The 14,947-nt window shown below is 34.0% G+C and carries 11 protein-coding genes; 4 read left to right on the top strand and 7 right to left on the bottom strand.

The window, feature by feature from the left end; translation table 11 throughout:
- Positions 1 to 36: 36 nt before the first annotated feature.
- On the bottom strand, positions 37 to 2,508 hold the full coding sequence (locus tag PBV87_RS13620) for a 3'-5' exonuclease (RefSeq protein ID WP_271012633.1): 2,472 nt from the start codon (positions 2,506 to 2,508) through the stop codon (positions 37 to 39).
- A gap of 128 nt (positions 2,509 to 2,636) precedes the next feature.
- Here PBV87_RS13620 and PBV87_RS13615 point away from each other — a divergent pair, with 128 nt between their 5' ends.
- On the top strand, positions 2,637 to 3,785 hold the full coding sequence (locus PBV87_RS13615) for a class I SAM-dependent methyltransferase (protein ID WP_271012632.1): 1,149 nt from the start codon (positions 2,637 to 2,639) through the stop codon (positions 3,783 to 3,785).
- Positions 3,786 to 3,805: 20 nt separating this feature from the next.
- Positions 3,806 to 4,666 (top strand): S66 family peptidase, encoded by an 861-nt coding sequence (locus PBV87_RS13610; RefSeq protein ID WP_271012631.1) that lies wholly within the window; start codon positions 3,806 to 3,808, stop codon positions 4,664 to 4,666.
- Between the two features lie 65 nt (positions 4,667 to 4,731).
- Here PBV87_RS13610 and PBV87_RS13605 read toward each other — a convergent pair whose 3' ends face one another.
- Positions 4,732 to 6,693 (bottom strand): tetratricopeptide repeat-containing diguanylate cyclase, encoded by a 1,962-nt coding sequence (locus PBV87_RS13605; protein WP_271012630.1) that lies wholly within the window; start codon positions 6,691 to 6,693, stop codon positions 4,732 to 4,734.
- Positions 6,694 to 6,897: 204 nt separating this feature from the next.
- The gene (locus PBV87_RS13600; RefSeq protein WP_271012629.1) at positions 6,898 to 7,719 is read right to left on the bottom strand and encodes a MerR family transcriptional regulator; all 822 of its coding nucleotides are present in this window, start codon (positions 7,717 to 7,719) and stop codon (positions 6,898 to 6,900) included.
- 94 nt (positions 7,720 to 7,813) lie between these two features.
- Between PBV87_RS13600 and PBV87_RS13595 the strand changes: the two genes are divergently transcribed.
- Both PBV87_RS13595 and PBV87_RS22910 read left to right on the top strand, forming a co-directional pair.
- Entirely contained in the window at positions 7,814 to 9,262 is a 1,449-nt protein-coding gene (locus PBV87_RS13595; protein WP_271012628.1) for an MATE family efflux transporter, read from the top strand.
- A 23-nt stretch (positions 9,263 to 9,285) separates the two neighbouring features.
- Entirely contained in the window at positions 9,286 to 10,263 is a 978-nt protein-coding gene (locus PBV87_RS22910; protein ID WP_271012627.1) for an FUSC family protein, read from the top strand.
- Positions 10,264 to 10,362: 99 nt separating this feature from the next.
- Here the strand turns inward: PBV87_RS22910 and PBV87_RS13585 are convergent, their stop codons facing one another.
- From PBV87_RS13585 to PBV87_RS13570, 4 genes are all read right to left on the bottom strand, one after another.
- Positions 10,363 to 11,589: an alpha-L-fucosidase gene (locus tag PBV87_RS13585; RefSeq protein ID WP_271012626.1), complete on the bottom strand. Its 1,227-nt coding sequence runs from the start codon at positions 11,587 to 11,589 to the stop codon at positions 10,363 to 10,365.
- 17 nt (positions 11,590 to 11,606) lie between these two features.
- Positions 11,607 to 12,464, bottom strand: coding sequence for a carbohydrate ABC transporter permease (locus PBV87_RS13580; protein WP_198524922.1), 858 nt, complete (start codon positions 12,462 to 12,464; stop codon positions 11,607 to 11,609).
- Between the two features lie 11 nt (positions 12,465 to 12,475).
- A complete protein-coding gene (locus PBV87_RS13575) occupies positions 12,476 to 13,381 on the bottom strand; it encodes a carbohydrate ABC transporter permease (protein WP_271012625.1) in 906 nt (301 codons plus the stop codon).
- Between the two features lie 91 nt (positions 13,382 to 13,472).
- On the bottom strand, positions 13,473 to 14,807 hold the full coding sequence (locus PBV87_RS13570; RefSeq protein ID WP_271012624.1) for an ABC transporter substrate-binding protein: 1,335 nt from the start codon (positions 14,805 to 14,807) through the stop codon (positions 13,473 to 13,475).
- Between the last annotated feature and the right edge of the window lie 140 nt (positions 14,808 to 14,947).

Here is a 14,947-nt window from a genome sequence, read left to right as displayed (position 1 = left end):
TTCTTTTTCTGTCTTCACTTGTATTATAAAGCATACCTAATGGTCTTGCCTATACTTTTTAAACTCTTCTTCAATTTCTTCAATTAGAAAACTCATAGGTTTACTATTATTATAACTTAAATAAAGCTTTTTACGTGCTCTTGTCATCCCTACATAAAACAGTCTTTTTTCTTCTTCTACATAACCTTCTTGTACACTTCTTGAAGATGGGAACACCCCTTCATTACACCCTGCCATAAAGACATAGTCAAACTCTAACCCTTTGGCTTGATGCATAGTCATAACAGGGACCTTGCCTTTAAATAGTGCACTCTGCTCCACTTCACTCGCATGTAAAGCCGAAAAAGCTAATAATTTCATGCGATTATCTTCTACACAGAAATCCTCTTGATAAAGTGCTTCAGACATTTTATAGAAATCGCGTAAGTTTGCTAATGCCTCATCATTATAATGTGTCTTATAGCCACAACTATTCATTAAATACGAAATTGCTTCAAAGGTTTTACGCTTTTTAACTTCACCAATTATATTTTGAACCTGCTTTTTATAATTGGCTACATAAGGATAATAGGCCTCTAATTGACTATAGCGTACCTTCTGTGTTTCGATTAATTTTTCTATAAAGTGTGTTAACACCTCACTGGTTGCTAAAATATCTTGCAATGCATTATGATTTGGCTTTGCCTTTGTCTCAATAAGTTTGGAAAGGGTTTCTAACTTATGATTTGGAAGTTTAGGATACATTTTGTGGGCTAAATCCAGGGTATCGTATACCTCTAAATGTTCAATCACTGGCTGTTTATACCTCGCACACATACTTTCAATAATGGATAAGTCATATTTTACATTATGGCCTACTACAACTTTTCCTTCTACGAATTCTCGAAGGAGTCCTAAAGCGCATTTAATCTCCATTCCCTCTGCATCTAACTGTTCATCACTAAAACCATGAACAAAGAAAGAGTCACCTACTGACTTCGTTGGCTTCACCAACACATCTAGCTGCTCCTTGACACCATCTTTCCCATAGCAAATAGCCGCAATTTGGATAATGTCATCGGTTGTTGTATCAAGTCCCGTACTCTCTACATCTAGTACAACCACTTTATTATTTTCAAAACCTTTAATGAGCGCATAATAAGGATCATTATTCTCCGCTAAAAACCAATCATGTAATGACATATAAGCTGATTTTGTTTTCTTAAGCTCCTTAATGAGCCAGTCCTCCATATGTATCACTTGATGCTTGATGACTTTCTCAAGGGCATAACTATTTCTTTGATTCACTGTATAATTAAATACAGCAAGTAGATCCTTGACCTCTGGTCTGCGCATCAGCCTGATATCTTCAACCTTAATACAAGGAATCCCCCTTTGCTCTAAATAACGGTATACATCTTTAGCAAGTCCATTGGTTCTTGTTAAAATAGCAACTTCTTTTTCTCCGCCTGTATAGTGTTGCTTAAGAGACTGCGTAATAAGTTCCATCTCACGCGTCTTGGTTCGTCCACAAAAGACTTCAATAGGTTCTCCTATCTCCTTCACACTTGGCATAGAAAGGGTTGGATAGAGGTTACTATTGCGAATAAAGCCATTAGCTGCTTTTAAAAGAAGCTGTGTACTGCGATAATTCGTTTCAAGAGATATTTCTATAGGTTTAAAATTATTTTTATAATCTTCAATCATTTTATACGGGGCTGAACCACGCCATTCGTAAATAGTTTGATTAAAATCCCCATACAACGCCACATGATTCTCTTGTGCTAAAATTTTAATAATATTATACTCGCGAATACTCGTATCTTGCATTTCATCCACTTGAATATAAGGATAACGCTTTTGCCACTTCGTCCGGATATCTGAGTCTTCTAAGAGATACGTCGCTTCTAAAATTAAGTCTGTAAAATCCACACAGTTATTATCTCTTAAATATCGCTCATAATTGCCTAATAGTTTCAAGCCATATTGACGTATAAAAGGATCTCTTGCCTTATGAATAGCAATGTAGTCTTTCACTACATAAGCATCATCATGACGATGTGCTGGTTCTACTTGTAACCTGTGCTTTTTCACATTTTCAAGAAAAGTGGTCAATGTATTAACTTTTTTCCATTCTTCAGTTGTGAGGGCAAATACGATACGCCTAATGATGTCTTCCGTATCACTTTCATCAATAATGGTACATGGAAAAGCAAATCTAGCATTTTGTTTTTCTTGGTTGATCAAATAGTAGCAGAAGGAATGAAAGGTCTTAATCGTAAGTTGCCTACTACTTGCCTTATCATAAAGTGAAATACGCTGCTCCATTTCTTTTGCTGCTTTATTGGTAAAGGTAAGACACAAAATAGATGAAGGTGCTACACCCTGTTGCAATAAATAGGCTGTACGCATGGCAATGACTTTTGTTTTACCTGTACCAGCAGGTGCCAGTACTAATAAGGCATCTTTTATATTTTGCACAACCTTCTGTTGGGTATCATTAAGTGTTTTCCAATCTGCTTCAAACATGTTTGGCCTCCTTTCTTGTACCCTTATTATAGAGCCATTTTCCTTTAAAGTATAGTCTAGGTAGCGTTGCATCCATGCCTTTTTCATAGTATCATAGGAGTACTTAAACGAAGGAGCGATTTATACAAATGGAAAAAGTGATTCAGTTAATTGAAACGTCCTTACAAGAAGGACACTTTATAGATGCCATCTGGAGTAATCCACGTGTGAAACAAGACCAATATGAAAAAGTTACAGCTAAGTTGATTGAACTTAAAGGTACTATCCTTGTTCAGTGTACCCTTTATAAACAAAATAAAGCCTACCACGAAAATGTAAGCTTTGATCAAATGGGTGATTTTGTTCGTACGAACTGTAACCATTTCAAACAAATTCAACTTTATACAGCGACTGCAGATTATCAAGCCTTAGTGAATAAAAAAGGCGAAGCCAACATGAAGCGTAAAGCACCAACAAAACAGCAAATCGCTACCCTTTCTCATAACCGTCAAAAGCAGTATATCTTAAATACAGATTCCTCTAAAGGATTCTTAATGAAACTGGGTCTAATGAGTGAAGATGGGCAAATTAAACCTTCTAAATACGATAAATATAAACAAATCAATAAGTACTTAGAAACGATTGAAGCCGTAATGCCAAGCCTGGCACAAGACTTCATCCGTATTATTGACTTTGGATGTGGAAAATCTTATTTAACTTTTGCAATGTATCACTATCTTACAGAAATTCAAAATAAACAAGTTGAAATTGTTGGTTTAGACTTAAAAGAAGATGTCATTGCTTTTTGTAACAAACTTGCAGAAGATTTAGGTTATGAATATCTCAAATTCCAAGTAGGTGACATTGGAAAATATACTACAAACCAAGCGATTGATATGGTTGTTTCTCTTCACGCTTGCAATACTGCAACAGATGCTGCCCTTGCAAAAGCTGTTGGTTGGGATGCCAAAGTCATTTTAGCTGTACCTTGTTGTCATCATGAGTGTTATACTCAAATCCATACACCATTACTTGACCCTATCTTAAAGCATGGCATCTTAAAAGAAAAAATTGCCTCTTTCATTACAGATGGCATGCGTTCACTTTATTTAGAAGGTATGGGCTACAAAGTTAATGTAATGGAATTTATCGATATGCAACATACGCCTAAAAATATTCTCATCAAAGCGATTAAATCTAATACTGCTAACCCTAAAGCACTTGAAACTTATCATGCATTAAGCGAAGGTATGCATCTTGATTTAACCCTTCCACACTTAATTGACAAGAATCATTAATTTTGAAAGGTATGATAAAGATGATAAACATAAATAAAGGCAGTAAAGTCGGTATTGTTTGTTGTTCTAACGGCCAATCTAAGTCCAATAAAGGTAAAATTGCAGTGCTGGAGAAGATTTTGACTGGAGTAGGTCTCATTCCTGTTTTTAGTGCATTCATCTACGAAAGAGATGGTGCCTTCAGTGGCTCTGGTATGGAAAGAGCAAAGGCATTGATGGATTTCTATCATGATGATGAAATCAAAGCTATTTTTGATATCTCTGGTGGTGATTTAGCCAATGAAGTACTTCCTTACTTAGACTTTGATTGTATTACTAAAAGTTCTAAGTACTTTTGGGGCTATAGTGACCTTACTACCATTCTCAATGCTATCTATGCCCAAACAGGTACGCCATCTGTACTCTATCAAATCAGAAATCTGATCTATGACCATGCCGATACTCAAATTGCTCATTTCTACAGTACACTCTTTGATGGAACCCATGCTTTATATGACTTTGACTATACTTTCATTCAAGGTCACACTTTAGAAGGCATCGTAGTAGGTGGCAATATCAGATGCTTGCTCAAATTAGCCGGTACACCTTTTTGGCCTGATATGGCAAACAAAGTTTTATTACTTGAAAGCTTTGGTGGGACAGTACCTCAAATGACTACGTACCTTAATCAACTTAAACAAATCGGTGTATTTGATAAAATAAGTGGTATCATACTGGGGACCTTTACTCAAATGGAAGAACAACAATGTGTACCTTCTATTGTAGAACTCGTAAAACACTATACAGGTGAACAATTGCCTATTATTAAAACAAACCAAATAGGACATGGCTCTGACTCAAAAGCTGTGATTATTGGTTCTCAGGTTTATTTTAAAAGCTAAAAAGAAGAGGTTACGACATCTGCAAACCATCTAGGTTCTTGATATCATAACCTCTTCTTTTTTCTCTAAATAACGAACTGATTACGTCCTAAGGCTTTAGCCTGATACAGCTTCTCATCTGCCTGTTTTAAAATAGTCTCTATTGCATCTACTTTATATAATTCCTCATAATATACACCAGCACTCACTGTTAGATACCCTGCTATTTTAGATGATTTATGCTCAATCTTTAGCTGTGCTAATTTTTCATATAATATTTTTATATTTTCCTCAAATTCATGAATGGGAGCTGCTGAAATAATACAGAACTCTTCACCACCATACCTAAATACGGCATCTTCTATAAAGGTCTCTTTTAATACTTGAGCTACTTGCTCTAGTACCTTATCCCCTGCAACATGTCCATAGGTATCATTATATAACTTAAAATAATCAATATCTATTAACATACAGATTAAATCCTGTTCATGATAGTTTTTCACATATTCATACAAATACTTTTTATTGTAAGTCTTTGTTAAGTAATCTGTAATACTTTGTTGGTATAGTATGTCATTTAATTTTTTAATTTTTCTATGTGCTAAATGAATGTGTATAGTATTTACTAATATAAACAAAGCAATGCAACCTACTATACATGCTAAAGCTTTCCATGATAAAATAATCTTTAAACTTTTTTCATTATGTAACTTTTTAATAATCGCTCCTAATTCTGTACCATAATTAAGCACTTCATTTTTTTCCAGTTCATCTATTTTTTCTTTTCTATAAAGTGTTGTTAATTCACTTTTCCCTAGTAAGTCACCAACATAGATAATTCTATCTCTAATTGTATAGTATAAATCTTCTCTTACACCTCTTGCTTTTATTTTTTCTAATAAATCTATATATCCTTCTAATATTAGCCTATCGCCTTCACCTTTAAAAAGTTTCAAATCCAGAACTAATTGTTGTTCCCATAAATCCACATTGGTATACATCTCATCTGGATGAAGATTATAATATCTTCTTGCTACTTCTAACGCTTGTTTTGCAGATTCAAGATCTGATTGTAAAATATTAATTTTAGCTTGCAATAAATAAATCCAATTAAGCTCTTTTTGTACCTCTCGCTCATTTAACCTGCTAGTTAATCCAATAAATTTATCTATCATCTCTTGTGCTAAATCAAATTGATTAATCATAGCATAACAATCGGCCAAATAAGAGAGATAAGTGAGTTCATTTGAAAGACTTACTTCATAATTTCCTTTTAAAAGTTCCTCATAAATAGAAATAGCCTGATTATACTTTCTTTCAATATAATAAATATCCCCCAGACTTTTAACACTAGCACCTTTTAATAACTCTAATTCATTTTTCTCACAAATATTTAATGCAATAATGGATTCTTGAATTGCACTTGTATAGTTATTTGTTGCTAAATATAGAAGTGACAAATAGAGGTGATTATAAGCACTTGTATTGGCAGAGCAATCAATTTTAAGCGCTTCTTTCATAAGTTGAATTGCTACATCCATTTCATTATTATAAACTACCCTATTCCTCGCATAAGCTTGATATACTTTTGCAACCATATCGTCATTAAGCTTTTGGGAAACTTCTATGGTCTCTTCAAATACTTCCTGTGCCCTTTTACTCTCACCAGCCTGTAAGCAACTTTTTATTTCTGAACTTAACATTAAGACTTGAATAATAGGATCACTATTTTTCCCCAACTGGCCTGCTAGCTTTAGATACGTTTTACCCTCTTCTAGATTTCCTAAAAGACTTTCTATGTATCCTAAGAAAAAATACTGACTTTGTAATAGATCCCTATTATTCTCATCAAACTCCAAAGACCGTATATCAAGCTTAAATTGTAATAATTCCTCTTGTGTAAGATCATATTCTTGGTTATTTAAAACTAGTTGAGTAAATTCATCTATTGTATTTGTAATGGGGATGTTTCCCTTTTGTGTACATACTAATCCACCTAAAAAAATAATAATACCTAAGATGATCATCCTTTTCCAGCTAAATGTCATCGTTACCTCCATTTCTTTATTTATAAATTTTCTATAACATAATCCGATATGCTAGTTAAGAATAATAACGATTTTGATCTCAATAATATATTTACATATTATTACTACTATAGTCTAAAAAAACTCTTTTTGCTTTTTATTGTAATGAAATGATCTTTATATGTTCTGAAATATCTTTCAATATAATAAATCATTAGTTTAAATTTATTTTTTAATTGATTGAATAGGTAAATAAATATTTCTCATTAATTTTCCTTGATTAAAAATATTAAAAAAACTATGTTCTATAATATATACCTTTTTTTCAAAAACATATTGTTTTTCATAGTTTTGTTGTGCACTACAAATAATTCCTGGAATCTTATCCAGTGGCTCTAATGTGGTCATGAGCAAAGCCTGTGAAAGGATGACTTCACATCCTTCCTCTTTTTCTTTCTCATCACATAGATGTCCTACAATTATATCTGAAGTATCCTCTCTATTACTATAGATCCACTTTTGACCTACAATTTTCAGCTGAGTGATTCTTCCTACACCTCTATTCGTTTTCTTACTTGGCATCATTTCTTCTATATCATCCATTTTATAATCAAAGGTTGCTTTATTAAATCTAAAAACAATTTGTTCTACATATTTTATGGTATTAGGATTTTCCTTATATTCTTCTAACATCTCCTGAAAATAACAGAGTAATTTTTTAGCATATGTCCAATAATTAATCTTCTGTGTGATTTCCTTAATCTGTTTACCAATAAGATCACTATAATCATCTATATCATTGCATTCAATGAATTTAGGAATGTCTTGAATAGGTACATCTATGGAACGTAAAAATAAAATCACATTAAGTATCTCTATATCTGCAATGGCATAATACTTATATTTATTTTTCTTGTTTTCTTTTGGGCTAAGTATTCCACAACTTTCATAGTGTCTTAAAGTGTCCTTCCCTATACCCATCACTTTACAAACTTGTCCTCTTGTATATCTTGGTTCAAAAAAATATTCTTCTCTATTTAATTGCATGCTTCTATCACCTTCTTATTTTAAAACATTAACTTGACTTTGGGGTAACCCCATGGTTTACATTATACTATAAAGTCACAAGGGAGGTATATGTATGACTAATAAATGTTCAAAAGAAACTTTAATGCGTGACTATCCTGTAAAAAGTACCTTATTAAAACTTGCTGTTCCTTCTATGATTGGTATGCTTGCTTCAGCACTCTATAACTTGGTAGATACAATATTCGTTGGGATGCTTAATAGTACCAATTCTATGGCCGCAGTTTCGGTTTCATTTCCGTTTTTTGTTATTTTAATGGCTATCGGAACAATGATTGGTGTAGGTGCTGCTTCTTATGTTGGACGCCTATTAGGTGCTAATAAAAAAGCTTTGGCAGACCGTGCAAGTGGATTGGCACTTTTGCTATCTATTGCTTTCTCCGTAGGGATTATGATTATTGGATTTTTATTTATGAATCAAATTATGACCCTAATGGGTGCTTCACAAGAAGTACTACCTTATGCAAAATCCTATTCTAATTGGTTACTTATTGGAGCCATTTTTACCATCTCCAATTTAGTTTTCAATAGTTTGTTACGTACTGAGGGCGCTTCTAAGATGTCCATGTTTACAATTATCATAGGTGCTGTTGCAAATATTATTTTAGATCCTATTTTTATGTGGAACTTTGGCCTTGGTCTTGCTGGTGCAGCCATTGCTACTGTCATTAGTCAAGCTATCTCTACAGTATTGATGCTTAGCTTTTATCTTAGAAAAAAATCGCTTATTGTGATTAACCTCAATACATTACTCACGCGTACTCCTGAGGATTTTTCTATTGTAAAGCAAATCTTCTCCATAGGTTTTCCTGTTTTTATGACACAGTTCTTGGCGGCTATTGCCTTTACTGTACTCAATGCAACTGCTGCTGTATTTGGTGCGCCTGCACTAGCTGCAATGGGCATTGTCAATAAAATCTATACCATTATTACACAAATGGTAGGGGGTTATACCAATGCCTTCTTACCTTTTGCTTCCTATAACATAGGTGCTAAGCTTTATCTTCGTGTGAAAGAGTCCATTTTCTTCTCACTTGGCATTACCTTTTTATATAGTATAGGTATTATTGGCATCATTAATCTCGTTCCTGAATTCTTTATTCAACTTTTCACAAAGGATCCAGAAGTGATTCAGCTAGGTGTAAACTGCCTTAAAATGCAAACTTATTTATTAGTAGGCTATTCTTTTATTTTTGTCATGACCGCTGTTTTCCAAGCTATGGGCGAATCTAAAAAACCTACTTTTATCTCTATTGCACGTCAGGGCTTGCTCCTTATTCCTTTTACTCTTATTTTACCTCGTATTTTCCAACAGGGTGTGCCAACCTTCATTGAAAAGTTAGGTAGTTACCCTATGGAATCTGGACTTTATGGCTTAATGCTTGCTCAGCCTCTAGCTGACCTGATTACTTTGTGTGTCTGTATCATCTTTTGCGTTGCAACACTTAAGAAGCTCAATGGACTTTCTCATTCAAAAAGCGATGCTGAATCATTAAACTTATAAACATTTTATATTTATATTAAGGAGTGATTATTATTACTAAGCAAAAACTTATTTTCAATCTCATTATTCTCGTTCCCATTATGCTCATTGTAGGACTTTATTCCTCTTTCTTTGGCAATGATAATAAATTAGTCAGTATTATATGTATTGCTCAGTCTATGATGTTTCTTAAAAAGAATCTTTGCTATGATAAGAAAACTTCTGCTAAGATTGTTTTGTTTCTCTACTTCATCATTAGTATTTCAACCATTGTGAGCCAATACAGCTTAGTATTAGGTATCTTATTTAACTTTATAACTATTGCTACTGTTATGTACTTTACAACTGAAGATATTCCTAGTGGACTTTATTCACTCTTCCTTCTGTTTTATGTCTTTATGGAAGGTACACCTATTGTAGATGGTACAGTTTTCTTAAGAGTTGCAAGTATTCTTGTATGCGGTATTCTTGCTAGCTTGATTATTTATAAATGTACGCCAGCTGACTATACCAACCCAACTCGTCCAACACAATTAAAAGCACTTATTCACCACTTAAAAGAGAAAGAACCAACAAGGTATTTCTTTATTATTAGAATGACACTTGCACTCACTATTGGAATGGCTCTTGGCAATATTATAGGCCTTGAAAAAGGGATGTGGATTAATGTAACCATTCTCTCTCTTACACAACTCTCTTACAAAGAAACAAAAGAACGTATGCCAAAACGTATTACTGGAACACTTATAGGCATCCTACTCTTTATCATCGTTTTTAATCTCATTCTCCCCCCTTCACTCACTTTAATGGGTGTTATTATAGGAGGTTATTGCTCAAGTGTCGTATCAAGCTATATCCCTAAAGTGAGTTTCAACACTATGCTCGCTTTAGCTTCTGCCATGGGTGCTATAGGTTCTCTTTCTGCTATATCTATCCGTTTTGGGTATATGATTCTAGGGTTATTCATTACCATTTTACTTACCTTATGTTTCTATAAAAGAGAACAACATTTTCAAATATAATCAATAAAATGAAAACCTGCTAATGACAATTTATCTCACTAGCAGGTTTTTTCATTTTATTGATTATATAAGTGGCTAAGATCTCCTCCCTAACAATACTTACTCATTCTCTTTATTAAATACAGCTACACGAATAACCCAACTTTCTCCATATTGGAAAGGTGTAGGTTCTATAACTAACAACCCTTTTTCTCTATCTTGTGCAAATGCTACAGATGCTTCATTATCTAACCATTTACCTTCTTTAAGTTCATGCTGTACATTGGTAAAAGTACTATATTGACGTTCGGTGAGCTTAATCACATTTTGATCTCCCCATGTAGGAATATCATGTAAGAACAAATAGACCTTATCTTTTGTTTCTAAAGCAAAATCTTTGCCATAACCTTTAATCGCACATACCTGTCCTTCAAAAAATGCATCTTCGTTCTTTTGCACCCATTTGCCTATTGCTTCTAAATAACCTTCATGCAATAAAGGCTGACTGCCATCTAACTTTGTAAAAATCCCAAGAAGGAAGTTTCCACCTACTCTTCTACAAGCAACCATGGCTTCTAAAATCTGCTTCATAGACTTGACATTGATATCTGTTGCAATGCCCCAATGTTCACATATCGGGTAACACATCTCACCCATATACTCTTTTTCCATCTCACTACAGTCTAGTTCTTGTGGATGACCTTGCTCAAAGGTTACACAATCTATTTCTTCATGTCCAAATACCCCTTGGGCTTCTAATCCCGTATTATTAATAATGATTGCATGAGGTTGATATTTACGTATAATTCCATAAAGTGCATCAAGCTCCCATGCACCTGCAGGCTTACTCCAGTTACCATCTAACCAAAATCCACCAATTTCTCCATAGTGACAACAAAGAATTTCTATAGAATCTCTTAAATACTGTAAGTATGCTGGAAAATCTCTATCAAAATCAGGATGATGCCAATCTACCGTTGTATGATATAAAAATGGCATAATATCCGCTTCATGGCATGCATCTACAAATTCTTTTACAATATCTTTTCCATTTGGTGTATGCATCACATCATAATCTGTCAATCCACGGGTATCATATAATGAAAAACCGTCATGATGCCTGGTTGTAAATGTGATATACTTTGCACCTGAAATTTTAGCAGTATGGATTACTTTCTTTGCATCAAAACTACTATAATCTAGTTCCAATGCCTTTTTTTCATAGTTTTCTGGGTCATGTTGTCTTAAATTCATTACCCATTCACCATTCTCATATTGTACATAAGCACCATAATGTACAAATAGGCCAAATCCACGCTTTTGAAATTGTTTAATTCTTTCTTCCATTTTTCCTCCTATTTTATCTAGCCTTTTACTCCGCCACCTGTTACACCTGCTATAATCTTATCTGATAAGAATAAATAGAGAATAAAAGTTGGCAAAAATACAATAACTACTGCTGCAAACATAGCTGCCCAATCTCCTGAGTACTTCATAGATTGCACCATAGAGTACAACCCTACTGCTACTGGCTTTAGCTTAACATCGTCAATCAATATGTATGAAATAAAATACTCATTCCAAATAGTAATAAAGTTAAATACAAGCAAAGTGATTACACCTGGCTGTGCTAATGGAAACATAATACTCCAAAATGTTTTAATAGGTCCACATCCATCTATAGCTGCCGCTTCTTCAAAATCTCCTGGCAATGATTGAAAAAAGCTATAAAGGAAAAATACTGTAAAAGGAACCGTCATACAGATGTATAAGAAAATAATTGTTATTCTATTATTCGTTACACCCAGTTTAGAAAGTGTTGAGTAAAGAGGTAAGATGATCATAATAACCGGAATACTCATACCTACTACAAACATATTAAGACATAAGCTTCTTCCTTTAAAACGTGCTCTCGCTAATGCATAAGAGGCTGGTGCACCTACCAAAATGACCCCAATACTTGCTACACATGTATAAATGACTGAGTTCATAAAGTACTTTGCAACATTATGTGAAAAGAGTGCATTCTTATAGTTTACAAAGTTTATCCCACTTTCAAATTTCAACATAGTTCCATTGAATATTTCTTTTGTTGTGGAGAAGGAAGCTAAAACAACCCAACCTATCATGATAAAAATAAAAACGGTCCATACTATGAGCAGGAGATAAGCTGGAGCCAATGCAAGTTGTTTTTTTTCTTTCATTTTTATTAAGTTTTTCATGTGCTTCCCCCCTAGAATTCAATTTCTGAATCTTTTAATACAAAGTTTACAATACTAAACACAATCACAATAATAATTGATAAAACAACGCCAATGGCTGCACCTGCTCCAACATTGATCTCCGTTGTTCCCCGACTTCCACCAAATACTAATTGATACATATAGACCATTGGTGTAATCGTTCCTTCTGATAAGTCAAATGGCGTAAATACTTGTGTCCAAATAAAGAAACCAACTACAATAACTGTCCATAGCGTAATAACTGATTTAATAACATCTTTTAACAAGGGTAAGCTAATAGAGAAAAATCTACGCCATACACCAGCACCTTCTATCATGGCTGCTTCATAGTAGGTATCCGGTATACGTTCAATACCTGCTATGAAAATTAACATAAAGTACCCTACAATCCCAAAGGAAAAAGCAACTACCATACACATAAAGATATTTTGAGGTGATGTCCATTGTGCATTAACCATCTTTTCAATTCCAAATAACTTACCTATTGATTTGAGTAACCCAAACTTTGCACTATATACGTATTGCACCCACATGGTACCTAATGCAACTGCTGATACAACATTAGGTAAATAAATAATCGCACGCCAAAACCCCTTAAGTTTCACACCAGATGTCAAAATAATGGCAAATAGCATAGCAAATAGCAAAGATAAAACACCACCAATACTCCAGATCCCTGCAATATTTCGAAGAGAAATTCTAAACATACGTGATGCAAAAAGGGTTTTATAATTATCAATCCCTATCCATTTCCAACTAGAAATGGGGTCTGCAATATTATTTACCTGACTAAAGCTCATACCTGTTGTTACAATGATGGGATATAAAAACATAATGATAAAGCATATTAAAGCTGGAGCTAGAAATATACAGAGTGTCTTTTTATCCATTTTCATTTTAATCACTCTCCATTTTACCCTTTTCAAAGAGAAACGTATCAAATGATACGTCTCTTTGAAAAAGTCATTTATTCTATTTAGTCTTGGTTTACATACCAACCATACGATCTACAAATTGTTGTGGTGTGATTTTCCCACTAATTAACTCTGTAAATGCTGCACTAATTGTTGCTGCTAAATCCCCATTATCTTCCATACCACCGCTCCATGGTAGCCATTCTTCTGTTCCTATAAATACTTCTTTTGCATCTACTAACTGTGCTGGCCACACACTATTGATACCTGATGGAATACCATAAGTTGCTTCTGCAATTTTCCCATCCCATTCTCCTGTTGTTAAGTAAGCAATGAAGTCAAACGCTGTATCTTGATTTCCACTATTTTTATTAATATAGAATGCTTGAGAAGCATAGTTAGCTGCTTTAGAATTTCCTTCTCCATTTGGTACACTTGGGAATTGGAATTGTCCCCATGGGAAGTCTGGACCTGTAACAGGCATTAATTCATTAACTAACCAAGTTGCATTAAGATACATAGATGCTGCATTATTTGCTAAGTCTTGTTGACCTGCTGGGAAGATATTAGAACTTACATTTGGATGGAAGTAACCTTTTTCGGCTAGTTCAGCATAAGCTTCTGCCATTTGTAAAACAGCTGGATCTTTCCACATTTCATCATTATTTTCTGTTACTAATTGAGATACCCAATCTCCACCTTTAGCTCTTGCTAAGTAGTATCCTGGTAATGCTAACATATAAGCATCATCTACAGTAAGTGGTGCATAACCTGCTGCCTTTAATTTCTCACAAGCTCCTAAGAACTCCTCCCAAGTAGCTGGTAAGGCAGTGATTCCTGCTTTTTCAAAATGATCTTTGTTGTAGAACATACATTGTACATAAGGTTGATAAGGAATTCCATTTAACTCACCTTCTTTTGAATATACTTTTGCAGTGTCTACAGTTGCTTTTAAAACAACCTCTTCATAAGCTTTTCCATCTGTAGATGGATAACTTTGCTTAAAGTAGTCTGTTACATCTAATACATGGTCGATAGTTGCTGGCAATACCACATTAAGAGGACCATCATAAATGTCTATTTTTTCACCAGCATTTAATTTTGCTGGAATGATTTTGTTAATCTCTCTCCCTTGCCAGTTGATGTTAATTGTTACATTTTCATTTTCTTCCATATATTGCTTAGCTGCTTGACCAATCACTTGTCCCTGAGGCTCTGCTTCATTCCACATAGACCAATAAGTTAGTTCAATTTTATCTGTTGGTGTTATTGTATCTACTTTCTCTGTAGTAGTGGTCGTTGTTTTTTCTGTTTCCGTCGTAGTAGCTGATTTTGGTTCTGTTGTACTACATCCCACTGCTCCTGCTGATATACAAACTGCCATTCCTAATGCAAAAAACTTTCTCATTACTATTCCCCCTCTGAATTTATGTTTTTACCTAGTTAATTTGTACTTATACAGCTCTTTTTTGGTAATCATATATGTGTTGAAATTATACCAACATTGTTCTATTTTTGATATGCTTTGCATACAATTTGACTATTTGT

The organism is Holtiella tumoricola (genome assembly GCF_027857615.1).
Taxonomy (GTDB): Bacteria; Bacillota; Clostridia; order Lachnospirales; family Cellulosilyticaceae; genus Holtiella; species Holtiella tumoricola.
This window is presented reverse-complemented; position numbering and strand designations above follow the sequence as displayed.